The sequence below is a fragment of the Allorhizobium sp. Av2 genome, assembly GCF_021462805.2.
Taxonomy (GTDB): domain Bacteria; phylum Pseudomonadota; class Alphaproteobacteria; order Rhizobiales; family Rhizobiaceae; genus Allorhizobium; species Allorhizobium vitis_G.
Genome location: NZ_CP192696.1, coordinates 3534044 through 3558635, shown reverse-complemented (window position 1 = coordinate 3558635; position 24592 = coordinate 3534044). Strand labels below are relative to the sequence as shown.

The 24592-nt window shown below is 58.6% G+C and carries 22 protein-coding genes and 1 other RNA gene; 10 read left to right on the top strand and 13 right to left on the bottom strand.

What is annotated here, in order from left to right; genetic code table 11:
- Positions 1–300: 300 nt before the first annotated feature.
- Complete coding sequence (locus FS819_RS16570; protein ID WP_156548943.1) at positions 301–2445, top strand: hypothetical protein; 2145 nt, start codon at positions 301–303, stop codon at positions 2443–2445.
- Between the two features lie 47 nt (positions 2446–2492).
- On the opposite strand, the gene FS819_RS16565 is transcribed toward FS819_RS16570, so the two are convergent.
- From FS819_RS16565 to FS819_RS16555, 3 genes are all read right to left on the bottom strand, one after another.
- Positions 2493–3440: an AEC family transporter gene (locus FS819_RS16565; RefSeq protein WP_012654602.1), complete on the bottom strand. Its 948-nt coding sequence runs from the start codon at positions 3438–3440 to the stop codon at positions 2493–2495.
- 112 nt (positions 3441–3552) lie between these two features.
- The gene (locus FS819_RS16560) at positions 3553–4047 is read right to left on the bottom strand and encodes an acyl-CoA thioesterase (protein ID WP_070164098.1); all 495 of its coding nucleotides are present in this window, start codon (positions 4045–4047) and stop codon (positions 3553–3555) included.
- Between the two features lie 163 nt (positions 4048–4210).
- Complete coding sequence (locus tag FS819_RS16555) at positions 4211–5635, bottom strand: phosphomannomutase (RefSeq protein WP_197434090.1); 1425 nt, start codon at positions 5633–5635, stop codon at positions 4211–4213.
- A gap of 829 nt (positions 5636–6464) precedes the next feature.
- Between FS819_RS16555 and FS819_RS16550 the strand changes: the two genes are divergently transcribed.
- Both FS819_RS16550 and FS819_RS16545 read left to right on the top strand, forming a co-directional pair.
- A complete protein-coding gene (locus FS819_RS16550; RefSeq protein ID WP_156548939.1) occupies positions 6465–7991 on the top strand; it encodes an alkaline phosphatase family protein in 1527 nt (508 codons plus the stop codon).
- Between the two features lie 98 nt (positions 7992–8089).
- Positions 8090–8716, top strand: coding sequence for a ribonuclease D (locus tag FS819_RS16545; RefSeq protein ID WP_156548937.1), 627 nt, complete (start codon positions 8090–8092; stop codon positions 8714–8716).
- 79 nt (positions 8717–8795) lie between these two features.
- Here the strand turns inward: FS819_RS16545 and lepA are convergent, their stop codons facing one another.
- Positions 8796–10619, bottom strand: a complete 1824-nt coding sequence (lepA, locus tag FS819_RS16540) for a translation elongation factor 4 (protein ID WP_156548936.1) — start codon at positions 10617–10619, stop codon at positions 8796–8798.
- A gap of 87 nt (positions 10620–10706) precedes the next feature.
- Positions 10707–11693, bottom strand: coding sequence for a cell division protein FtsZ (gene ftsZ / locus FS819_RS16535; protein ID WP_070164102.1), 987 nt, complete (start codon positions 11691–11693; stop codon positions 10707–10709).
- 184 nt (positions 11694–11877) lie between these two features.
- Here ftsZ and FS819_RS16530 point away from each other — a divergent pair, with 184 nt between their 5' ends.
- Together FS819_RS16530 and FS819_RS16525 are read left to right on the top strand one after the other, a co-directional pair.
- Positions 11878–12462: a helix-turn-helix domain-containing protein gene (locus FS819_RS16530; RefSeq protein ID WP_156548932.1), complete on the top strand. Its 585-nt coding sequence runs from the start codon at positions 11878–11880 to the stop codon at positions 12460–12462.
- 16 nt (positions 12463–12478) lie between these two features.
- Positions 12479–13003: a GNAT family N-acetyltransferase gene (locus FS819_RS16525; protein WP_156548914.1), complete on the top strand. Its 525-nt coding sequence runs from the start codon at positions 12479–12481 to the stop codon at positions 13001–13003.
- Between the two features lie 49 nt (positions 13004–13052).
- On the opposite strand, the gene FS819_RS16520 is transcribed toward FS819_RS16525, so the two are convergent.
- The gene (locus FS819_RS16520; RefSeq protein ID WP_012654592.1) at positions 13053–13241 is read right to left on the bottom strand and encodes a YegP family protein; all 189 of its coding nucleotides are present in this window, start codon (positions 13239–13241) and stop codon (positions 13053–13055) included.
- 140 nt (positions 13242–13381) lie between these two features.
- On the opposite strand from FS819_RS16520, the gene FS819_RS16515 reads away from it, so the two are divergent.
- Positions 13382–13705, top strand: a complete 324-nt coding sequence (locus FS819_RS16515; RefSeq protein ID WP_156532528.1) for an Rdx family protein — start codon at positions 13382–13384, stop codon at positions 13703–13705.
- A 36-nt stretch (positions 13706–13741) separates the two neighbouring features.
- Here FS819_RS16515 and FS819_RS16510 read toward each other — a convergent pair whose 3' ends face one another.
- From FS819_RS16510 to ffs, 3 genes are all read right to left on the bottom strand, one after another.
- Positions 13742–14065, bottom strand: coding sequence for a YbaB/EbfC family nucleoid-associated protein (locus tag FS819_RS16510; protein ID WP_012654590.1), 324 nt, complete (start codon positions 14063–14065; stop codon positions 13742–13744).
- Between the two features lie 99 nt (positions 14066–14164).
- Entirely contained in the window at positions 14165–16060 is a 1896-nt protein-coding gene (locus FS819_RS16505) for a DNA polymerase III subunit gamma/tau (protein WP_156548911.1), read from the bottom strand.
- A 71-nt stretch (positions 16061–16131) separates the two neighbouring features.
- Positions 16132–16228, bottom strand: an RNA gene (gene ffs / locus FS819_RS16500) — signal recognition particle sRNA small type.
- Between the two features lie 145 nt (positions 16229–16373).
- On the opposite strand from ffs, the gene FS819_RS16495 reads away from it, so the two are divergent.
- The 3 genes from FS819_RS16495 to FS819_RS16485 all read left to right on the top strand — a co-directional run bounded on the left by FS819_RS16495 (position 16374) and on the right by FS819_RS16485 (position 20011).
- Positions 16374–16781, top strand: coding sequence for an HIT family protein (locus tag FS819_RS16495; RefSeq protein ID WP_156548909.1), 408 nt, complete (start codon positions 16374–16376; stop codon positions 16779–16781).
- A complete protein-coding gene (gene nudC / locus FS819_RS16490; RefSeq protein ID WP_156548907.1) occupies positions 16778–17743 on the top strand; it encodes an NAD(+) diphosphatase in 966 nt (321 codons plus the stop codon). Before FS819_RS16495 ends, nudC begins: the two co-directional genes overlap by 4 nt.
- 297 nt (positions 17744–18040) lie before the next feature.
- Complete coding sequence (locus FS819_RS16485; RefSeq protein WP_156548905.1) at positions 18041–20011, top strand: glycoside hydrolase family 3 protein; 1971 nt, start codon at positions 18041–18043, stop codon at positions 20009–20011.
- A gap of 41 nt (positions 20012–20052) precedes the next feature.
- Here the strand turns inward: FS819_RS16485 and FS819_RS16480 are convergent, their stop codons facing one another.
- Both FS819_RS16480 and FS819_RS16475 read right to left on the bottom strand, forming a co-directional pair.
- Positions 20053–20850 (bottom strand): prephenate dehydratase, encoded by a 798-nt coding sequence (locus FS819_RS16480; RefSeq protein ID WP_070147540.1) that lies wholly within the window; start codon positions 20848–20850, stop codon positions 20053–20055.
- A 67-nt stretch (positions 20851–20917) separates the two neighbouring features.
- Positions 20918–21667 (bottom strand): 3-deoxy-manno-octulosonate cytidylyltransferase, encoded by a 750-nt coding sequence (locus FS819_RS16475; RefSeq protein ID WP_156548903.1) that lies wholly within the window; start codon positions 21665–21667, stop codon positions 20918–20920.
- Positions 21668–21824: 157 nt separating this feature from the next.
- Between FS819_RS16475 and FS819_RS16470 the strand changes: the two genes are divergently transcribed.
- Entirely contained in the window at positions 21825–22382 is a 558-nt protein-coding gene (locus tag FS819_RS16470; RefSeq protein WP_156548901.1) for a c-type cytochrome, read from the top strand.
- A 153-nt stretch (positions 22383–22535) separates the two neighbouring features.
- On the opposite strand, the gene FS819_RS16465 is transcribed toward FS819_RS16470, so the two are convergent.
- Positions 22536–24257 (bottom strand): ABC transporter substrate-binding protein, encoded by a 1722-nt coding sequence (locus FS819_RS16465; protein WP_156548899.1) that lies wholly within the window; start codon positions 24255–24257, stop codon positions 22536–22538.
- A 44-nt stretch (positions 24258–24301) separates the two neighbouring features.
- Entirely contained in the window at positions 24302–24583 is a 282-nt protein-coding gene (locus tag FS819_RS16460; RefSeq protein WP_070164113.1) for a DUF2160 domain-containing protein, read from the bottom strand.
- Between the last annotated feature and the right edge of the window lie 9 nt (positions 24584–24592).

The window sequence follows — 24592 nt, the reverse complement described above, 5'->3', positions numbered from 1 at the left end:
ATAGAATGGATTACGGCGAAACGCTCTCTCCGAGACGCACAGATCAGAGCTTTAACATATTGTTAACCATGTGCGACCATTCTATCCTGATAAGGTGATTCGCAACTGCCTTGCACGGCGTCCGACGCAATCCCGCGTAGCTGGGGTGCAACGGGTTTCAGGTCCGGTGCATAAGGTTCTGGGCCGGGGCAGTCGATATCAAAGCCGCATGAGCGGTTTTCCAGCACACTCTGCCCTTAAACTCCGGATTGCACGGCCGGGCCTTGGTTGGCGAGGTCCTTCTGCAAAAAGGGATATGCTATGTTGCCTCCCGTTCAAGCTTTATCGCGCACTGCGCCAAATTTTCACGACAGCGCCACCGAGGCCGCCCTGTCCGACACGGCCATGAGCGGCTTGACGAGCGATAGCATGATCCGGGTGGACCGGGAGGGCGGTTCGGCGATTGCCGGACGCATCAACAACCTCTTGCTCAGCAGCCGGGAAAGCGTGCAGACGGATCTGGCGGAAATCGCCGATCTGGTCGGCCAATCGATCGGGCTGAAGCGTGATCCCGGCGAAACCGACGCGGCCTTTGCCCAGCGCTTCGCGACAGCTCTTGCCAATCTGGACGATGGCCAAAGGACACGACTGCAAACGCAGCTGACCCAAGCCCTGAAAGGATTGCAGATCGAGGTCCTGTTGCGGGTTCTACAAAATACCGATGGTCCGGAAGCAGCCTTGCTATCCGCCTATATGGAAATCAAGCGCAACAATAGCGGTGATCTGAAGGCGCTGAACGTGGTTTCCTCCTATAGCCAAAATGGCGCGAGCGCATCCAACCCACCACCACCTCAATACGCCGGGGCCCCGCCAGCATCGGACCAGACAGCGGCACCGCAAACGTTAAATCCTGCAACAGGGCAACACGTGCCAGCTGCCGGGTTAAGCGAACAGTCTCCTGGCCCGGTTGCGGGACAACCCGTAACCGCGGCACTCGCAGCGCAAAGCGCGGCGGTCTCTACCGCGCAACCGCGAGCCGAACAGGCGGCATTCGTTGCTCAAACCGTGCCGATTGTGTCGGAACCGGAAGACGTCACCACGAACCGCACGCCATCCACACCAGTTCTTGATGGTACGCAGGCTGAGGAAACTCCGGCCCCTCGCAGCCTTTCGGCGCAAGCGTCCGCAAACCCTGAAGTGGCAGGGCGCCAGACGCCTTTGCAAGCTATCCGCCCTGAAGCGCTTTCTGCCGCAATGGCGCTGGTGACAAACGAAACGGCAACGACAGGCGCAGCACCAGCCACGGACAACAGGTCAATTGCTGGCAATATGGTACAATCCGAAACGGTTATGACCCGCATGGATGACCTGACGGAGGAAACAAGCACGGGACTTGCGGCCAAAGCTGCCACGGAGACAGGCTTGAAAGCGTCAGCTTTCGACCGCAATGGCCAGACTGGAACCTCAGGAATGGCTGGAACGCCAGGAACAACCGGAACGCCCGTAGCCGTGGCGATGGGGAATAGTGCAATACCGCCTCTTGCCACAGGCCTTGCCCAGACGGGGCGGGAAGCCGCGATGGACGGTCTGGCGACACAAGCCACGAACCGAGCCTATGGAGCTTTCACCACATCCGCTCCCTTGCAGGATAATCGCCAGGACCCAATTCTGCGCCGCAGCACTGACGGCGATGGCATCGATACAATGGTCGCCACCGTGCTGTCTTTGAAGGGCTGGATGGATGTAACCGGAGCATCACTCCAAGCCCCGGCGACGCCGGAAGAGGATGCGGACACAGATTTGCTGCGCCAAATGTTTTTCCAGACGGAAGATATGCAGGAGAATGAACAGAACGATCTGCACCCTGCGATCAATGCCGATGCCCGCGCCAACCAGGCGGCATTGCTGGAGACAAACCACAGGCGTTTAAGCCAGATACAGGCAAATGCATCGGTAAACCAGACACCAGCCGGCGAAGCGCAGGCGGAGCTGGTTTCCGTACGGCAAGAAGAAATTACCCGCGAACAGGCCGTTCTATCGCTCGCCGGGGCACAGGCCATAGTGCATGCAACGGTTTTGCAGGTGCCGCCCTTCGTGCCGTTTCCGGTAGTAAGCTATCTCGCGGTTCAGCATGAACCCGGCCGCGGCAAGACTGAGAGTGTGGATGCGGTCGAGGCTTTGGACGATGATGACGCGCATCAGGACAACAACGGCCAGCATCAGCGTGACGGCTCTACCGAGGGTGAGGAATCGGCGGAAGAAGACGCTGGCAGCGCGGCAGAAACCCTATCCGAAAGCCAGCCCTATGCCCTGAGCGACGATGGCACGCTTGAAACAGCCGGGTACACCAACGTTCTGGAGCTTGAACTAGAGAATTATACTGCCCCGAACTTGGCGCTAGCGGCGCCGCAGGAAGACGCTCTACCCGCAGAAGCGCTCTATTGGCGGATCGCTGATCTGGCATGAGCTTTTTATAGCGTTCCAATTTTGGCTTTACACGCAAAGCCTTCGTATCACGCGCCCAGCAGCCATGCCCAGAACGTGACGGAAAACACGCCAAGCGCTGTCGTGATAGTGATGGTGGAGGCGGCCAGGGCATGGCCGACCCCAAAACGATTGGCGATCAGCCAGGCGTTGACGCCCGTCGGCACGGAAGACGTCAGCACCAGCGCCATGGTCCATTCATGCGGCAAATGCAGAAGGTGGCAGGCCATCCACACGGATGCGGGCATCAGGACCAATTTCAGAGCCGAGGTAACGCTGGCAATACCGACATTGCCGGTGACACGATATTTGGTCAGCGCCATGCCCAGCGAAATCAACGCCGCTGGTCCGGCCATGGCGGAGATCTGACTGAGCACGGTCTCGATCGTCGCCGGGATCGGCAGGCCGATCACATGCACCATAAGTCCGATGGCAAGGCCAATCACCAGCGGATTGGTGACGAGATTGCGCCCGACCTGGCGCAGGACGGCGAGCATTCCCCGCAATTGCACCCCGCTTTCCCGGCGCTCGGCATGTTCCATCAAGACTGTGCCGATCACCATCATCAAAGGCAGATGCACGGCCAGCAGAATGGAGAGAGCAACGACACCGTCATTGCCAAGCATGCGACTAACCAGGGGCAGGCCGATGAAAACATTATTGGCAAAGGCTGAAGATACCCCGGCCAGCACGCCGATCCGCTGGTCGCGGCCGAAAACCCGTGTCGCCACAAGATGACCGATGGTCCAGGTGACACCCACCCCGGCAAAATAGGCAATCCACAAACGAAAAGGCGATGCACCCTGAAAGTCGGCCTGGGTAATCGTATGCAGCAACAGAACCGGCACCGCGACCTTGAAAACAAATTCGCTTAGGGCGTCGCCGATATCCACGTTCAGGAACCGGCTGCGCACCAGCGCCCAGCCGGAAAAGATCAGCAGGAAAATCGGCAGGACATTCAGGGTGATTTCGGTCATGTCATCGATCTGTTCCGGCGGGAGAGCATCTATGGGGCCGCAGAGAGCCACAGGTCATAACGCAAAGAGGCGCCGGTGAGGGTTAAACGATCAAATCCCAAAGCATGATGTTTTAGTCCTGACCGGACAACTTGACCTGCTTGAAACGATGCTCGAATTCCTGACGCAGGGCGCGACGCTCACGGGCCGCCTTTTCCCGCCGGATTTTCGCTGGCGTTTCAGGACAGAAGGCCGGAACGGTGGTCGGCTTGCCCTCGGCATCCACGGCAACCATGGTGAAATAACAGGAATTGGTGTGGCGGCGTTCACCGGTGCGGATTTCCTCCGCCTCGACCCGAATGCCGATTTCCATCGATGTGCGCCCGGCATAATTGACCGATGCGCGGAACGTTACGAGTTCGCCGACATGGATCGGCTGACGGAACACCACCTGATCCACCGACAGCGTCACCGCATATTGCTGGGAAAAGCGCGAGGCACAGGAATAGGCGACCCGGTCGAGAATGTTCAGCAGCGCGCCGCCATGCACCTTGCCGGAAAAATTCGCCATATCCGGCGTCATCAATACCACCATTTCGAGTTCGCTAGGGTCGTGGCCGCGGTCCATCAGTCATCCTTTTTGCAAAAATCAATCCTGCAAATGGTGTAGCCGCAGCAGGCGCGCGGCGGAAGAGAAAAGCGCAGGGCCATCGCTCGCGCTCTACGCACAGCACCCCGCCGGGAACCGTATCACCTTGTTTATCGGCTTGATTGACAGGCCTGTGGGTTTGTCAACCCGGCCATTTCGCCAGCAGGTCAAGACCTTGGACCAGCAGGCTGACCGCCGATGCCTGGTCGCTTGCCTCGACATAGCAGCGCATTTCCGGGGCATTGCCGGAAGGGCGGAAATGGATGACCCTGCTATCACTGAGCGTCACCCGCAATCCATCGATATCGCTGGTTTCACGCACGCCCCCTATCGGCGCCAGGAATGCAGACAGGTTTTTATCCGAGCCACGCAGAAACGCCATCAACGCGCTGCTTTTGTCCAAGGCGTACTGTTCAAGACGGTCAGAAAGGGCAATCGGCAGGCGATAGTCTGCCACCACGGCGGAGAGTGTCCGTCCGGCGCTTGCCGCTGCATAGAGCGCTGCCAGGATTGGCACCACGCAATCACGCGTCGGCAGAGCGGCAAGCCTGCCGTCATGCACGGTGAAATCGGAGGCCAGCATGACGCCGCCATTCGCCTCAAAGCCGATCACGCCACTTTCACCCACCGAGAGCGCCGCATTCATGGCGGCAATCACATAAGGTGAGCCGACGCGGGTGCGCAGAACCGAAAACCCGCTTGCGGCTTCAATGCCCGAATTGGAGGTAACGGGTGTGGCGATCACCTTAGCGCCCAGCAGGTTTGCCGTGATCAGGCCGAGCAGATCGCCGCGCAAGGGTGCGCCCTTTTCATCGGCCACCAATGGGCGGTCGGCATCGCCATCGGTGGAGACGATAGCATCCAGCCCGTGCTCGCTTGCCCAGGCCGAAAGCTTGCCGATTGTGTCAGTCGATACCGCCTCGGTATCAACAGGAACGAAGATCTCCGAGCGCCCCAGCGGCAGGACGGATGCGCCATGACCCTCAAGAAGGGTCACCAGCATGTCACGCGCCACGCTGCTATGCTGATAGACGCCGATTTTCATGCCCTCAAAGGCGGCAGGGGGCAGTACAGCCATATTGCGTTTCAGAAACAGGTCGACGGCAATGGCGTATCGGTCTTCGCCGGTGCCATGCTCGACACGGTTGGCGCGCTCATCAGCCACCAAGTCAGCGGCAAGCGCTGTTATCGCTTCTTCGTCAGCCTTGTCGATTTCTCCCTCCGGCCGATAAAATTTGATGCCATTGCGGTCGGCCGGAATGTGGGAGCCGGTGACCATCAGCGAGGCTGCGCCGATTCTGCTGCCGTAAAAGGCCAGCGCCGGGGTGGGAATAGCCCCACAATCGACCGGCACCAGTCCTTCCCGTTGCAGCGCCCCCATGCAGGTGGCAGCGATTTCCGGGCTGGAGGGGCGAAAATCCTGGCCGATCAGCACGGTAGCGCCCGGCTTGGCATAGCCCTTGACAAGCAGCATTCGGGCAAATGCCGTCGCATGCAGCGCAGAAACGCTGCCGACCAGGTCCACAGAGAGACCGCGTAGTCCGCTGGTGCCGAATTTTACCGCCATAGGGTCAAGCCTCGCTGTCATCAGGTACTGCATAATGTCCACCTTAAATCGGAATCGATTTAAGGTGGACATTATGCAGTAGATTTAAAGTGTTACAGCGTCCTTTGTGCGTTTTATAAAACGCACCGCGCTGTAATCGCCCACATTCTCTGCCCGATCATCGCGCTGAGGTGGTTCGATCAAGACTGTTTAAACCAATTCAAAGCAGACGAAAGCATCGTTTATGCATCGAACCGGACAAAACGGGGAACCGGATAAGACGGGATTGGAGAGAGAAGAGGCCGGAGCCAGAACGCAAAAGAGCCCGACGCGGGAGGAGGATGCGTCGGGCTCTTGAACTTGATCGGCAATTGGGAGGAGGAGTATCGCCGATCCCTTCAAAGCGACACTGGGAGGAGGAGTGCGTCACTTTGATGATTTCAATATAGAGGATTTCCCGAGGATGAATATCGTTAATACCGCATTGCAGCAATGTATCCAGTGCATAGCGAAAGCATGAAAATACCGGCGTTTTGCGAAATCAATCAAGAAACGGTGGCTTTTCACCCTCCATCACCGATCATCCGCTGGCGAATGAGTAGAATTTGCGCACTTCCAAACGAGACGATTGCATAGCCCCCGGATCAAGCGCGGGCAGAGCTGGAAGATTGCCCACGAGCCCTAGCGGCGCAATGGGCTGAGAGACAAAGCGCCCTGCTGGAAGCCAGGCTCGCAAACCAAGCCCGCATGGACCTTAGAAAGACCCAAAAACCGTCCTAGGAAAACGAGATACTCGCCGATATAAATTTTGCACATCGCGTCCGTGGCAAAACAAGCAAAGACCTCATCCATGCAGAAAAAGCCGAATATCCTGCTGATCACCGCGGACCAATGGCGGGGCGATTGCCTGTCAGCGGTCGGCCATCCCGTGGTGCAGACCCCCAATGTTGACCGGTTGGCGGCAGAAGGCCTGTTGTTTCATCGACATTTTGCCGCAGCCGCCCCTTGCTCGCCAGCGCGCGCGGCGATCTATACCGGGCTTTACCAGATGAACAACCGGGTCTGTCGCAACGGCTCGCCCCTTGATGCTCGTTTCGACACGGTGGCGCTGGCGGCACGTCGGGGCGGTTACGATCCGACGCTGTTCGGCTATACCGATGTTTCGCCCGATCCACGGCGTCTGGCGCCCGCCGACCCGCATCTGACCAGTTACGAAGGGGTGTTACCGGGCTTTACGGTTGGACAATTGCTGCTGGAAGACGACCGGCAATGGCTGAGCTGGCTGAAAACCCGGCGTGGCGGCGCTCGGCCCGGACGCGAACTCCACCAGACCGGACAGGATCGGCCAGTCCAGCCCAATCAGGAGCCCCCGGCCTATAGCGCCGAGGAAACCCCAACCGCGTTTCTGACCGAGGCTTTCCTGAACTGGCGCGAGGAGCAGACGCAGCCCTGGTTTGCACATATTTCCTTCCTGCGCCCGCATCCACCCTTCTGCGTTCCCGAACCTTATAACCGGATGTTTACGCCGGGCAGCGGCCTCAAACCTGTACGTCATCCGACGCTGGAAGCGGAAATGGCCGTGCATCCGCTGTCGGACCTGATGCTGCCGCATCTGCCGCAATCCTCTTTCATTGCCGGTGCCGAAGGCCGCGTCTGTGACTGGAGTTCAGAACAGATCGACGTGATCCGCGCCACCTATTACGGCATGATCGCCGAGGTCGATGCCCAATTTGGCCGGATCGTCGATGATCTGAAGGACAGCGGCGTCTGGAACGACACGATCATCGTCTTCACCTCCGACCACGCCGAAATGCTGGGCGACCACTGGATGCTGGGCAAGGGTGGTGTCTATGACGGCAGCTACCATATTCCTTTGGTGATCCGCGATCCGGCGAACACCGGCACCCACGGTCAGGTGGTGGAGGCCTTCACCAGTGCCGCCGACCTGATGCCGACGCTGCTGGACCGGATGGGCGTCAGCCCGCTCAATCATCAGGACGGCGGCTCCCTATTGCCGTTTCTTAGCGGCATCCAGCCCGATGACTGGCGAGACCACGCATTCTGGGAATTCGATTTCCGGGAAGTGGTGACAAATTCCACAGAGAATGCCCTCGGTCTCAAATCCAGCCAGTGCAATCTCGCCGTGATTCGTGACGAAAAATTCAAATATGTGCATTTTGCCGGAATGCCACCGCTGCTGTTCGACCTTCAGGCCGATCCGGGCGAGTTGACCAATCTGGCCGAGGACCCGGCATATGTTGCGGTAAGGCTGCATTATGCCGAAAAGCTATTGTCGCTTCGCGCCGAGCATCTGGACCAGACCCTGGCCTATACCGAGCTTTGCGACGAAGGACCGGTGAGCAATCCGAAACTGTGACGTCATGATTTCAGGCGTGGTTCTTGATATTCGGTATCGCTGCACGACTGTTTCCGCTATAGGCCGCACAAAGACCAAAGAGACAGCAGGAGACAGGCATGGCTTCCACCATTCGCTATCATGAAGGCGATATCAGCAGTGAAGATGCGGCGCGCTATACCCGCGCCATCGCCATCGACACCGAAACGCTGGGACTGATTCCCCGCCGCGACCGGCTCTGCGTGGTGCAGCTTTCGCCGGGTGACGGCACAGCCGACGTGATCCGCATTGCGCCTGGCCAGCGCCAGGCACCCAACCTGACCGCCCTGCTGGAAGACCCGACCCGGGAAAAAATCTTCCATTATGGCCGGTTCGACATCGCCGTACTGTTTCACACCTTCGGCGTCACCACCACGCCGGTGTTTTGCACCAAGATCGCCTCGCGCCTGTCGCGCACCTATACCGACCGGCATGGGTTGAAGGACAATCTCAAGGAAATGCTTGAGGTGGATGTGTCCAAGGCCCAGCAATCTTCCGACTGGGCGGCAGAAACGCTGTCTCCGGCGCAGCTCGAATATGCCGCCTCCGACGTGCTCTATCTGCATGCGCTGCGCGACAAGCTGACGGCGCGGCTGGTGCGCGATGGCCGCATGGATCATGCGACCGCCTGTTTCGAGTTCCTGCCCACACGCGCCAAGCTGGACCTGCTCGGCTGGGAAGAGACCGATATTTTCGCCCATAGCTGAGTGCAGACTTTTCTCACAAAAAAGGCGGAAAACCTCCCGGCTTTCCGCCTTTTTGTTGAATTCTATCCACGTTAACCCGTTATTCGTCGCTCATCTTCAGGGCAGCGATAAAGGCTTCCTGCGGGATTTCGACCTTGCCGAACTGGCGCATACGCTTCTTACCGGCCTTCTGCTTGTCCAGCAGCTTGCGCTTGCGGCTGGCATCGCCGCCATAGCACTTGGCGGTCACGTCCTTGCGCATTGCTGAAATGGTCTCGCGCGCGATCACATTGCCGCCGATGGCAGCCTGGATCGGGATCTTGAACATATGCCGCGGAATAAGATCCTTCAGCTTTTCGCACATGTCGCGACCGCGCTTTTCCGCTGCCGAGCGATGCACCAGCATCGACAGAGCATCGACGGGCTCGCCGTTGACCATGATCGACATCTTGACCAAATTGCCTTCGCGATAAGCGTCCAGGTGATAGTCGAAAGAGGCATAGCCCTTGGAGATCGACTTCAATCGGTCGTAGAAATCAAACACCACTTCATTGAGCGGTAGTTCATAGGTCAGCATGGCGCGTTTGCCGACATAGGTCAGCTCGGTTTGCACACCACGACGGTCCTGGCAGAGCTTGAGGATGCCGCCGAGATAGTCATCCGGCGTCAGAATGGTCGCCTTGATCCACGGTTCGTGTATTTCCGAGATTCGCACCACATCCGGCATGTCCGCCGGGTTGTGCAATTCGCGCTCGCTGCCATCAGTCATGAACAGCTTGTAGACAACCGAAGGCGCCGTGGCGATCAGGTCAAGGTCGAACTCGCGCTCCAGCCGCTCCTGAATGATTTCCAGATGCAGCAAGCCCAGGAAGCCGCAGCGGAAACCGAAGCCCAGCGCTGCCGAACTTTCCATTTCAAACGAAAAGCTCGCGTCATTGAGGCGAAGTTTGCCCATCGCTGAACGCAGATCTTCAAAATCCGCTGCATCGACTGGAAACAGCCCACAGAACACCACAGGCTGGGCAGGCTTGAAACCGGGCAGCATGGTGGCTGTCGGGCGTTTGTCTTCCGTGATGGTATCGCCGACGCGGGTATCGGCCACTTCCTTGATCGAACCGGTGAAAAACCCGATTTCGCCGGGACCAAGACTGTCGACGGCCAGCATTTTCGGCGTCAAAACGCCGACACGCTCCACCTGATATTTCGCGTCCGTCCCCATCATCCTGATAGTCTGACCCTTGGTCAAAACACCGTCGATGACGCGCACCAGAACCATAACGCCCAGATAGGTATCATACCAGCTATCGACCAACAGTGCTTTCAGCGGGCCTTTGTCACCCAGCTCACTTTTCGGCGCTGGCAAATGTTTGACAATCGCTTCCAGCACATCGGGAATGCCAAGCCCGGTCTTGGCGGAAATCAGCACGGCTTCAGAAGCATCGATGCCGATGACTTCCTCGATCTGTTCCCGGATGCGATCAGGCTCGGCGGCAGGCAGATCGATCTTGTTGAGAACGGTGACGATCTCATGATTGTTGTCGATGGCCTGATAGACGTTGGCCAGCGTTTGCGCCTCGACGCCCTGAGACGCATCCACCACCAGCAGCGAGCCTTCGCAGGCCGACAGCGACCGCGAGACTTCATAGGCGAAGTCAACATGGCCGGGGGTATCGATCAGGTTCAGCACATAGGTTTCACCATCATTGGCCTTATAGTGCAGGCGCACGGTCTGCGCCTTGATGGTGATACCGCGTTCACGCTCGATATCCATGCTATCGAGCACCTGCTCCGACATATCACGCTCTGCCAGACCACCGGTGGTCTGGATCAGGCGGTCGGCCAGCGTCGATTTGCCATGGTCGATATGGGCGACGATGGAAAAGTTGCGGATATGGTCGAGAGGCGTGCGGTTCTGTGTGCTCATGGCCTGCGCATATAGCAGCGCGCCCGCATGCCGCAAAGCGGAAATGCGGGGCATTTGAAGGATAATTTGACCTGTGGTCGGGTGAAATCAGCGTACCTGCTGATGGTCGCCCTCTTCGCCAAGCCCGGTGGCGACCACCGACACTCGGAACGTGCCGTCCAGTTCCTTGTCGAAGATCGCGCCGACGACGATATCGGCCTCGTCATAGACCTCGTCGCGGATGCGGGTGGCGGCTTCGTCGACTTCGAACAGCGTCATGTCCATGCCGCCGGAAATCGAGATCAGCACGCCGCGCGCGCCGCGCATCGACACTTCGTCCAGCAGCGGATTGGCAATCGCCGCCTCCGCCGCCTTCATGGCGCGGCTGTCGCCGGTCGCCTCGCCGGTCCCCATCATTGCCCGGCCCATGCCCTTCATGACGGATTTCACGTCGGCGAAGTCCAGATTGATCAGGCCTTCCTTGACGATCAAGTCGGTAATGCAGGACACGCCCGAGAACAGCACCTTGTCGGCGATCACGAAAGCGTCGGCAAAGGTGGTCTTGGCATCGGCAATGCGAAACAGGTTCTGGTTGGGGATAACGATCACCGTATCGGCGGCTTCACGCAGCCGCTCGATGCCTTCTTCGGCAGCCTGCATACGGCGGCGGCCTTCAAAGCTGAAAGGCTTGGTGACAACGCCGACCGTCAGAATGCCGGCCTCACGAGCCGCACGCGCAATCACTGGCGCTGCACCCGTACCCGTGCCGCCGCCCATGCCGGCGGTGACGAAGCACATATGGGTGCCAGCCAGATGATCCATCACTTCATGCAGGGATTCTTCGGCGGCCATCCGTCCGGTTTCCGGCACCGAACCGGCACCGAGACCCTCGGTCATTTCGGCACCAAGCTGAATGAGGCGCGGGGCTCTCGACATGGTCAGCGCCTGCGCATCGGTATTGGCGGCAATGAAATCGACGCCTTGCAGGCCTTCGTTGATCATGTTGTTGACGGCATTGCCGCCACCACCACCAACCCCGATGACGGTAATCTTCGGCCGCATTTCCTCGATTTGCGGTTTTCTGATCTCAATCACGTCTGTCTCCTTGGGGTTGTGCTCGACTCGTCCTGTCGTGCGAATCATACGCTCTCTTGGCACGCGAAAAAGGCCGGGAGTTGGGCGACATGCAAGAGGCTTGTTGATAAAAGGTGATTTTGCTGACGAGAGCTGTGCCAGAAAGGCCATTGACTCCACTATAAGATACTATATTTCTTATATCATGGAAAATGTGCCCGATACCCTCACTCTTGCCATTGCCGCAAGGCTGAAAGCGATCCGCACCGAACGCGGCCTGACACTCGACCAGTTGGCGGATCTGTCCGGTGTCAGCCGGGCCATGATTTCCCGTATCGAGCGCGCTGAAGCCAGCCCAACCGCAACGCTATTGGCACGGCTATGTTCGGCGCTGGGTCAATCGCTTTCAGTGTTTTTTGCCGAACCCGATCATGGCTCATCGCTGATGCGCCGCGCCGACCAGCCGGTGTGGCGCGACCCCGAAACCGGCTATATCCGCCGCGCCGTTTCAGCACCCGGCACCGGTGCACGGGTCGATGTGGTGGAGGTGGAGCTGCCGCCGGGCGCGCTTGTCCAATTTTCAGCGCAGCCCGCCAGCCCCCATCCCAGCAGCAGGCAATGGCAACATGTCTGGCTGTTCGAAGGCACTATCGAGCTGACAGTTGGTGATATTGTGCATCGTCTGGAGCCGGGTGATTGTCTTTTCATGGCTATCGGCGAGGTCCACGCCTTCCATAACCCCACGGACCGCCCTGCCCGCTACGGCGTGATCATCGATCTTGGCCGCTGATTCAAAGGAAATGACCATGACTGCAATTCGGCTGCTGAACGCCGCTGACGCCCGTGAAGCGATACCCGACCTCTGTGAAATTCTCTCCGATTGCATCAATGGCGGCGCATCGGTGGGCTTCATGTTGCCGTTCGACCTTGAAACGGCCAGGCCTTTTTGGGAGGGCGTCGCCGATGCGGTCGAGGCAGGAGATAGTCTGCTGCTGGTGGCAGAGCATCAGGACCGTCTGGTGGGCACGGTACAGATCGGCCTCAAACAGCCGCCCAACCAGCCGCACCGTGCCGATCTCAAAAAATTGCTGGTGCATCGCAACGCTCGCGGTCTTGGTCTCGCCCGCTTGCTGATGGCGGAGGCCGAACAGCGGGCAGCGCGCGCAGGCAAGACCTTGCTCGTGCTGGATACGGCAACCGGAGAACCAGCCGAAGCAATTTATGAAAAGCTGGGCTGGACGCGGACCGGTGTCGTGCCGGATTATGCGCTGTTTCCCGACGGGCGCTTCTGCGATACGACGATTTTCTACAAGCGTGTGGGCTCTCTATAAGAGCTTGGACACATCGGCGAGGCAATTTGGCCACGCCGATCACGCCCTATCAGACCGTTGCCGTGGTCTGGTCTTCGATCTTTGCCTCAGGCGCATTTTTCTGAATGGAGGCAATCGCGCTCATCACTGAGGCTTTTGCCTTGTAGCCTTCAGAGCTGAACATTGTTTCGCCATTCGACGCCTTGAACCGAAACCGGAATTCGCCTGCCTTGTCTTTATAGACTTCAAATTTGTACATTATTCCCTCCCTCGCTGGTGTTGAACAAGTCTCGGACGATCACGCCCAAGCCTACACCGGGAAAAGTCCAAATTCAATTTCACTTATGCTGTATTTATGCGCCAACACGACCTATACCAAACACTGAGAGCCTTGTCCCAATGACCTATGAATCTGCAACCGCTAAACCCAAAATCACCATTCTCTACTGCACCCAATGCAATTGGTTGCTGCGCGCCGCCTGGATGGCACAGGAACTCTTGCAAACCTTTGGCGATAGCCTAGGCGAAGTGGGCCTGATCCCCGGCACAGGCGGTAATTTCGAGATCCGCGTCAATGGTGCGCTGATCTGGGAACGCAAGCGCGACGGCGGATTTCCGGGGCCAAAGGAATTGAAACAGCGGGTGCGTGATGTGATCGAACCCGGCAAGGATCTCGGTCATGTCGACCGCACTCATGGCAAGACGGAAAAAGGCGAGGAATGACCTCGCCTTTACGAATTCGGAACTGTCGCGACCAACTTAAAACGGCAGCTTGAAACCGGGCGGGATCGGCAGGCCAGCGGTCATGTCCTTGGTCTTTTCCGCGGCAATCGCCTCGGCCTTGTCCTTGGCATCCTTGTGGGCGGCAACGATCAGGTCTTCGAGGATTTCTACGTCGTCTTCCTTAAAGAGCGACGGATCGATTTTCAGGCCCTTCAACTCACCCTTGCCGGTCATCGTCACAGTCACCAATCCGCCGCCGGATTTGCCTTCGACCTGAAGCGATGCAATCTCTTCCTGCATCTTCTCCATCTTGGCCTGCATTTCCTTGACCTTGCCCATCATGCCCATGATGTCGCGCATATGACCTGCCTCCTTTTATATAGTCCGTTGTTCTTGGCTTCGTCTGCCAAACGCGCGGCGATTTCACGCCTCCGCGACAGATGATAAGCCGGCTAAAATCTAAAACTCGATATCATCTCCTGGAAGGATATCACCCTCTGCGGATTCAGCCGCGGCTGGCGGCGGCAGGGCCTCGTCTTCTTCCTCGGCGACGGTGCGGATGCGTACGTCGGTGATTTTCGCGCCGGGAAAGCGCGACAGGATCGCCATGACATCCGGATCGGCGGCGGCATCGGTCATCCGCGCTTCGTGATCGCTCTTTTCCTGCTCGGCCAGAGTCTTTGCCCCCGGCTCGCGGCTAAGGATGACCATCCAGCGAATATCAGTCCATTCCTCCAGCCGCTTTTGCAGATCGCCAACCAGCGATTTCGGCGCCTCCGGCGGCATGTTGATCTCCAGCCGGCCATTTTCCAGCTTGACCAGCCGCACATAGGCGCGGGTCAGCGCCTTCAGCTTCGGATCGCGGTTTGCGGTACAGAGATTGACAATGTCATCCAGCGACCGCACGGGAACCTTCGGCTCCGGCACATCCGGCTGGACGTCAGGCTTTATCTCCGGGCGGGCGGCAATGTCCGGCGAAGGCGATGCCTTGGGAACCACCTGCAAATGCGCGGTCGGCTGGGTCTGGCCTAATGCACGCGGTGCCGGATCGCTTGATGCCCGCGCCACCGCCTGCCCGCCATAACTGGCAGATGCACCGCCTCCATTACCGCCTCTAGGACTGGACCCTTGCGGCGCACCACCACCATCCTGCGCCATGTCCAGCAGGCGGCGCGCCGCTTCTTCCGGCGACGGCAGATGGGCGGCATGGGCCAGCCGGATCAGCACCATTTCGGCGGCACCGGCCTGACGGGAAGCGTTTTCCACCTCGGGAATGCCCTTGAGCAACATTTGCCAGATGCGCGACAGCGTGGTGACGGCAACGCTCTCGGCGTAGTCCGCCCCCCGCACCCGCTCGACTTCACTCAGCGATGGGTCATTGGCACCATTGGGTACATATTTCAGCCGCGTCACCAGATGGGTGAAATCGGCAAGATCGGTCAGCACCACGCTCGGGCTGGCACCGGCTTCATACTGGCTGTTGAATTCCGAAAGAGCCGCGGCGACATCGCCAAGCACGATATGGCCAAACAGATCGACGACACGGGCGCGGTCGGCCAGACCCAGCATCCCACGCACCGCCTCTGCTTCAACCCGCCCTGCGCCGTGGGCAATGGCCTGATCAAGCAGGGAAAGTCCGTCACGGGCAGAGCCTTCGGCGGCACGGGCGATCATTGCCAGCGCCTCGTCTTCCGCCTCGATATTTTCCTTGGAGAGAATGGTGGAAAACAGCCCGACCAGATCCCCGGCGCTGATGCGGCGCAGATCGAAGCGCTGGCAGCGCGACAGCACCGTGATCGGCACCTTGCGGATTTCGGTGGTGGCGAAGATGAATTTGACGTGTTCCGGCGGCTCTTCCAGCGTCTTCAACAAGCCGTTAAAGGCGGCGGTGGAGAGCATATGCACTTCGTCGATAATATAGACCTTGTAGCGGGCCGATACCGGGCGGTAGCGCACCTGCTCGATGATTTCCCTGATATCGTCGATACCGGTATGGGAGGCGGCGTCCATTTCGATCACATCGACATGGCGGCCTTCCATGATCGCCTGGCAATGCTCGCCGGGGATTTTCAGGTCGATCGTCGGGCGGTCGATCTCAGAGGTCTTGTAGTTCAGCGCACGGGCGAGAATGCGAGCGGTCGTGGTCTTGCCGACCCCGCGCACGCCGGTCAGCATATAGGCCTGGGCAATCCGTCCTGTTTCGAAGGCATTGGTGAGCGTACGGACCATCGGCTCCTGGCCGACCATCAGGTCCGTGAAATCCTTGGGGCGATATTTGCGCGCCAGAACCCGGTAAGCACCGGAGGCTTGGCCGGACGCGGGAGCAGCTTGTGCTGTGGGTTCCAGATCGGACATCGCGCTGCCAGTCTCCCCGTTTCGGGCGGGATACGGCCACGCTTGATTAGGACTGGCCATAAACATGAAGGGTGGGAGGCTGGCACGATGACCCGTGCCGCGCTCGTTAGGGCTGCTTCCTTCCGGACCTGACCCGGTTGGCGAGTGGCTCGTCCACCACCAACCTCCCGAGCGACATATCGGCAATTCCTACGGCAATTGCAAGCCGAGGACCAAAAAAACTATTCGCCTTTCCGGTAAAAGTGGATATCGGCTTTACGGTCAGGCATGCATAAAACGAAATGACCTCGAGGAAACAATCAGGAGACCGACCTTGGAGCCTTTCCGTCTCGATGAACGGCTGGCGCGCGACAGCCAGTCAATCTTGCAGCTGCCGTTAAGCGACCTGCGCCTGTCCAGGGATAGCCGCTGGCCCTGGCTGATCCTCGTGCCGCGCCGCAATGATGTCGCTGAGATTTTCGAGCTTTCCAAGGACGATCAGATCCAGCTGCTGCACGAACAGGTGCACGTCGGTGCCGCCTTAAAATCCGCAACCGGCGCCACCAAGATCAACATTGCCGCCATTGGCAATGTGGTTCGACAGCTCCATGTTCATGTCGTCGCCCGCTTTGAAAACGACCCGAACTGGCCGGGGCCGATCTGGGGCCATGGGGTGGCAGAACCCTATTCGGACGCAGCCCTTGCGGCGATGACAACGACAATTCTGGACGCGCTGACATGACCCAAATTTCCCTGTTTGAAACCGATACACCGCATCCGGAGGCAAGCGCCCTCACCGCTTTTGCCGGTAATGGATTGGAACGCTACGCCGAGCATCGCTCGGAAGAGAGCCTTTCCGAGGCTTTCAAGGCCGAGGGCATGCATGTGCTGGCTTTTGCTGGCAACCGGCTGGTGTTCAAGCATGAAGGACTGGTGCTGGACCCGCTATTTGCACCTTACGAGCTGACCGCCCTGCAACCGGACCTCGACAATGCCGTGCTTTTGGGGCGCCGCCCCAGCGGCGAGCCGCGCATTGCCGTCCCCGTGACAATCAGCGAAGAGCAGCTTGCCACTGGCTACAAGGCTTTAACGGCGCGCGAGCTGTTTCGTGATCCCAATATTGAGGCCGAACTGGTCGGCGAAGCCGCGCAGGGTTTCAGCCTGTTGCACTGGAACAGTGAGAACCGCTTCTGCGGCACATGCGGCAAACCGATGGAGCCGCGGCTTGGCGGCTACAAGCGCGAATGTCCAGCCTGCGGGCGCATGGCCTTTCCGCGCACTGATCCGGTGGTGATCATGATGACCGTGGATGAGGAAAACGACCGCTGCCTGCTGGGGCGCGGAGCGCATTTTCCCGAAGGCATGTATTCCTGCCTCGCAGGCTTTGTCGAACCGGCGGAAACGATTGAAAACGCCGTGCGGCGTGAGACGTATGAAGAGGCCGCCATCACCATCGGGCGTGTGCGCTATCATGCCTCCCAGCCCTGGCCGATGCCGCATCAGTTGATGATCGGCTGCTATGCGCAGGCCCTGAGCTTGGAGATTTCCCGCGATGAGAACGAGCTGGCCGATTGCCGCTGGTTCAGCCGCGCCGAGATACAGGCGATGATTGACCTTGAAACTGAAACGGTAAAAGCTCCTGCGCCAGGCACCATTGCCCATCGGTTGATGAGCGACTGGCTCGATTGGGGCAAGGCTGGTTAAGATGGTAAAGTCTGCGTCCGGAAAGGACTTTAACACCATTTACGCGAAAAACGTGTGAGGCTATGGTAAGCGAATGTGATGTCATTGTCCGATGGGGAGGGGTCAACGGAGGATGAAGCAAAACATCATGCGCGATAGAATTAGCCTATCTCGAGGGAGGATATATCTTTGCTTTCAAAATCCAATGCCACGGTGAAACGGCGGGCTGTGCCTCGATAGGCTTCCGCGCTCGGCCTTTCAGCAATCCGCTTTTCAGCCCGTTTTTCGGCGAAAATTCATCAATTCAGGAAATCATCGATGAAAATGTTTAGCTTGGCGTCCTGCGCCATTCTGATGGCGTCTGTTGCCATCGCGCAAAATCAACCTGTCGTCGTCGCCCGTTCCGCGGCAATCCTCACGGTCGATGGAAAGACCTTCAAGGACCTTAACCGCAACGGCCGCCTCGACCCTTATGAGGATTGGCGCCGCTCGCCTGCGGAGCGGGCAAGTGACCTCGTCAGCCAGATGAGTTTGATCGAAAAGGCCGGATTGATGATGCATGGGACCGCCCCGGCTTTGGCGTCCGGATCGGAGGCCGGCCAGGGACGCGGCAGCGGGTATGATCTGGAGCGGATCAAACCGCTGATCAACGATGCCAAGGTTGCCACCTATATTACCCGGCTATCCCTACCGCCCGAACAGCTGGCCGCAGAAAACAACAAGCTCCAGGAGATTGCCGAGGCAAGCCGGCTTGGCATTCCGCTGACCATCAGCACCGACCCGCGCAACCATTTCCAATATGTGCTGGGCGCGTCGGCCCAGAACGGCGGTTTCTCCAAATGGCCGGAAAGCTTGGGTTTTGGGGCGCTCGACGACGCGAAACTGACGCGCCGTTTCGGCGATGTCGCGCGGCAGGAATATCTCGCCGTCGGCATCCAGCAGGCCTTGTCACCGCAAATCGATCTTGCCACGGAACCACGCTGGCCACGCTCGACCGGCACGTTCGGAGAAGATCCGCAGATTTCCAGGCGCATGGCAGAGGCCTATGTCGCAGGCTTCCAGAACGGCACTACCGGTCTGAAACCCGGCAGCGTCAGCGCTGTCGCCAAGCATTGGGTGGGATATGGCGCAGCACCTCAGGGCTTTGACGGCCATAACTCCTATGGTCGCCATGTGGTTTTTAAGGCCAAGGACTTCGAAAAGCATGTCACCCCCTTCAAGGGTGCCTTTGCCGCCAAGGTGGCGGGCATCATGCCGACCTACTCGATTGTCGATGGCGTCAAGCTTGATGGCAAACCCCTGGAGCCCGTCGCCGCAGGCTATAGCAAGCAATTGCTGACGGATCTGCTGCGCAAGCGCTACAAGTTCGACGGCGTCGTCGTCAGCGACTGGCTGATTACCAATGACTGCAAGGATGAATGCCTGAATGGCGAAAAGCCCGGCGACACCCCGATCATCCGGCCCGACACATTCGGCATGCCCTGGGGGGTCGAGGATCTCAGCCGCGAGGATCGTTTTGCCAAGGCGGTGAACGCCGGTATCGACCAATTCGGCGGCGTCGCCAATTCCGATATCCTGGTGAAAGCGGTCGAAGACAAGAAAGTCAGCGAAATCAGGATCGATCAGTCGGCCAAGCGGTTGCTGATCCAGAAATTCGAGCAGGGCCTGTTCGAAAACCCCTATGCCGACCCGGAAAAAGCCAAAGCCATCGTTGGCAATGCGGATTTTGTCGCCGAGGGCGAAAAGGCCCAAGCCCGCGCCATGGTTGTTCTGCAAAACAAGGGGAAGATTCTGCCGGTCAAGCCTGGAAAGAAAGTCTATCTTCTCAATGTCGATGCCGCCATCGCCCAAAAACGCGGCTATCAAGTGGTGACAAAACCGGAAGAGGCCGATTTTGCCCTTGTCCGTCTGATGGCACCGTTTGAGCGTCTGCATCCCAACTACTTCTTCGGGGCGCGGCATGAGGAAGGCGATCTGTCCTTCAAGCCCGGCAACCCGGATTACGATGCCGTGACAGCCATTGCCGGAAAGACACCGATTATTGCCACGGTGTTTCTGTCACGCCCGAGTATTCTCACCAATCTGAAGGACCAGACAAAGGCGTTGGTCGGCAATTTCGGCGCCAGTGACGAGGCACTGTTCAATGTCATCGAGGGCAAGCAGAAGGCGCGGGGCAAGCTGCCGTTTGAACTGCCGTCTTCAATGCAGGCTGTCGAGGCACAGGCGCCCAGCACACCGCATGATTCGAAAAAGCCGCTCTATAAGATCGGCTATTCGCTGAAGTATTGAATACGCAAAGCAATGGCGGCACCGCGCCGCCATTGCTTTGATTAAAACTTGCCGCGCATGGCATGAGCCTTGTAGACGCCGAGAATGTGGACCTTCTCGGAGAAGAAGCGCAATTCCTCCAGCGCCCGCTTGACCGGCGCATCCTCTGGGTGCCCTTCGATATCGGCATAAAACTGGGTGGCGATGAATTTGCCGCCGATCTGGTAGCTTTCCAGCTTGGTCATATTGACCCCATTGGTGGCAAAACCACCCATGGCCTTGTACAGCGCTGCCGGAATATTGCGGACATTGAAAACGAAGGTGGTGATGAAGCTTTCATCCGCAGCCGTCCGCTTCAACGCCACCTCATCGCGCGACAGCACCACGAAGCGGGTGATGTTGTTTTCCGAATCCTCGACATTTTCGGCGAGAATATCCAGCCCGTAGAGCGAGGCGGCAAGGCGCGGCGCCAAGGCCGCCATGGAGCGGTCGCCCAGTTCCGCAACCTGCTTGGCAGCCCCTGCCGTATCGCCCGCCACCACGGCCTTCCAGCCATGGCTACGGATGATCTTCCGGCACTGGCCAAGCGCATGGATATGGCTGTGAACCGTGCGGATCTCCTCGGCCTTCACCCCCGGCAGCACCATGAGCTGAAACCGGATCGGCATGAAATATTCACCGATAATCTTCAGGCGTGACAGCGGCAGCAGATAGTGAATATCGGCGACCCGCCCAGCCAGCGTGTTTTCAATCGGGATCATCGCCAGATCCGCCTCGCCATTTTCCAGCGCCATGAAGGCGTCCTCGAAGGTCGGGCATGGCAAAGGCTCCATATCCGGGAACATGTCACGGCAGGCCATGTCGGAATTGGCGCCATAATCGCCCTGAAAAGAGATCTTGTTGGTGAGCGTGACCACGAGCTTATCCTTATTTTGCAGCCAGAATGGCGCGGGCTTTTTCGAGATCCGCCGGGGTATCAACGCCAAGCGGCACGGTATCGACGATTTCGACATCGATGCGCATGCCCGCTTCCAGGGCCCGCAGCTGTTCCAGCGATTCGCGCTTTTCCAGCACTGAGGGAGACAGCGCCACGAACCGTTCCAGCGCGGCGCGGCGATAGGCGTAGAGGCCGATATGATGATAAAGCGGCCCCTTGCCATGGGGCGCGGTGGCGCGGGTAAAATAGAGCGCCCGCAGGCGATTGTCCGACAGCGGCGAGCCGACAACCTTCACCACGTTGGGATTGGTCTTTTCTGCCTCATCCTCGATCTCCACCGTCAGCGTGGCGATATCGACTGCGGGATCGTCCAAGGGCCTCAGGGCGGCACGAATCGTCTCCGGGTCAATGGTAGGCAGGTCGCCCTGAACGTTGATGATGATCTCGGCCTCGCCCTTCGGATCGACCGTCATCAGCGCTTCATAGATGCGATCCGAGCCGGATTGATGCTGCTCGCCGGTCATCACGGCTTCAAAACCGGCTGCCGTCACCGTGGCGAACACGTCAAGATGATCCACCGCCACGACGATACGTCCGACATTGGCTTCCGCTGCACGCTTTGCCACCTGAACGATCATCGGCAGACCGGCAATGTCAGCCAGGGGCTTGCCGGGAAGCCTTGTGGAGGCCATGCGGGCGGGGATGAGAACCAGTGTTTTGAAGCGTGTATGGTCAGACATCGGTATTCGCCTTTGAAAGCAATGGGGGTAAGTGGCAAAACGTCTCAGGGCGGCGGAGCATAATCGGGTTGCAACTGTCAAGCAAAAGTCTTAGCCTTTTCATAGATGGAGGCTTGTCCGATTTCTACTGCGCGGACTGCATGGGGAGCGATAACCAATGAATTCCTACATGAATATGGGAGCAGGCGCATTGCTTGGTACGATCTTCGTACTGATGTCAGTGTCCATTGCGTCGGAGGGGATTTTCCACGCGCCGACCCCCGAAAAGGAAGGCTATGCCATCGTGGCTGCCGAAGCGCCTGCCGCTGGCGGCGCGGAAGGTGCGGCACCAGCCGCAGCCGACAAGCCGATTGCCGAACTGCTGGCATCGGCAGACGTCAAGGCTGGCGAGGCCATTTTCAAGAAATGCACAGCCTGTCATAGCGTCGACAAGGGCGGAGCCAACAAGGTTGGACCCAACCTTTGGGGCGTTGTCGACCGGCCTGTCGCCAGTCATGAAGGCTTTGCCTATTCCGCCGGCATGAAGGATTTCTCCAAGGGCAGTTCGCAGCACTGGACCTTTGAAAACCTCAACCATTTCCTGACTGCGCCAAAGAAATTCGTGGCGGGTACGGCGATGGGCTTTGCCGGTATTCCCAAGGAACAGGACCGCGCCAACCTGCTGGTGTATCTTCACAACCAGTCCGACAATCCAGTGGCGTTGCCAACCAATTAATCGCCCGCTGTCGTAAACGCGGCAGGGGAAAAGCGTGACATAGATAAAACGCCCGGCAACATTGCCGGGCGTTTTTTGTACCGTATTTTGCTGCTGTGAAGAAGGTTTCCGATGCCGCGCGTCATTATGCGCGGCATCGATTATTGATGTTTCTTACTTCTGCCAGCTTTTCACCAGTTCATCGTAATTGATGGTGATCGGCTTTTCCTTTTCGTTGGCCAACTTGGGCTGCGGCGCCAGGCTGCCGTGGTCCTTGGCATATTTTTCCCAATAGGCTGCGTCCTTTGGCTCGTTCAGCTTGGGGCCGAATTCGCCCTGGACCTTGGCGCGTTCCAGACGGGAGAGAATGCCCTCCTGGGCCTTGCACAAGGCATCCATGGCTTCCTGCGGGGTCTTGGCACCGGCTGCCGCATCGCCAATATTCTGCCACCACAATTGCGCCAGCTTCGGATAATCAGGCACATTGGTTCCGGTTGGCGTCCACTGCACGCGGGCAGGCGACCTGTAGAATTCCACCAGACCGCCGAGTTTCGGGGCGCGGTCCGTGAAGGTCTTGTCCATGATCGACGACTGGCGGATGAAGGTCAGGCCGGTCTGGCTTTTCTTCACATCCACGGTTTTGGAGGTGACGAACTGGGCATAGAGCCAGGCCGCTTTGGCGCGATCCGTTGGCGTGGACTTCATCAGCGTCCAGGAGCCGACATCCTGATAGCCGAGCTTCTGGCCTTCATGCCAATAGGAACCATGCGGCGACGGTGCCACACGCCATTTCGGCGTGCCATCGTCATTGACAACGGGCAGGCCGGGCTTGGCCATATCGGCGGTAAAGGCCGTATACCAGAAGATCTGCTGGGCGATATTGCCCTGGGCAGGAACCGGGCCGGATTCTGAGAAGGTCATGCCCTGCGCTTCCGGCGGGGTATATTTCTTCAACCATTCCAAATATTTGGTAACGGCATAGACCGAGGCCGCCCCATTGGTATCACCCCCGCGATCCACGCAGGAACCGGTCGGCTGGTCCTTGTCATTGACGCGGATACCCCATTCATCGACGGGCTTGCCATTGGGCAGGCCCTTGTCGCCATTGCCGGCCATCGACAGCCAGGCATCGGTAAAGCGCCAGCCCAGCGAGGGATCCTTCTTGCCATAGTCCATGCTGCCATAGACTTTCTTGCCACCGATCTCGCGTCCGGTGAAGAATTTGGCGATGTCCTCATAGGCCGACCAATTGACCGGCACGCCCAGCTCGTAGCCGTATTCCTTCTTGAAATCCTCCTTGATCTTCGGGTCGTTGAACCAATCGTAGCGGAACCAGTAGAGGTTGGCGAACTGCTGGTCGGGAAGCTGGTAGAGCTTGCCATCCGGCGCGGTGGTAAACGACAGGCCGATATAATCCTTGAGGTCCAGCATCGGATCGGTGACATCCTTGCCCTCGCCCGTCATCCAGTCCGTCAGGTTGCGGACTTGTCCATAGCGCCAATGGGTGCCGATGAAGTCGGAATCGTTGACCCAGCCGTCATAAAGGTTCTGGCCGGTCTGCATCTGGGTCTGGATTTTTTCGACGACATCACCCTCCTGAATGACGTCGTGAATGAGCTTGATGCCGGTGATCTTGCTGAACCACGGCGCCAGCACCTTGGATTCGTAGGCATGGGTGGTCAGCGATTCGGAGACAACATGGATTTCCATGCCCGCAAAGGGCTTGGCCGCATCCACATACCATTGCATCTGCTTTTCCTGATCCGCCCGCGACAGCGAGGATTCCCCCTTGATCTCCTGATCGAGAAATTGCTTGGCCTCATCCATCCCGGCATAGGCAGCACCAGTCATAGCCAGCAGCATCGCCGCCGTTGTCGTCATTAAGTGCTTTCGCATCATGTCCTCCCAGAGTTTGCGATTGCATGCGTAGTCTTAAAGCTTCAAACCGTCCGGAACACGCCGATAGCGTAGATGACCGAAAGACCGAGAGCCCACCACAGGCTGAGACTGGATAGCCCCAGCCATGCGAGATGAATGAAGGCGGAGCCGAGCAGCGACACAAACAGCCTGTCGCCGCGTGTCGTCTCGAACCGCAGAATGCCGACGCGGGGATTGCCGCCGGGCGAAACATATTCCCAGACCGACAGGGCGATCAGCAACGCCAGAATGGTGATGAAGAACAGCGCCGTGGGCGTGGTCCAGGCCATCCATGACAGGTTCATCATGTCCTC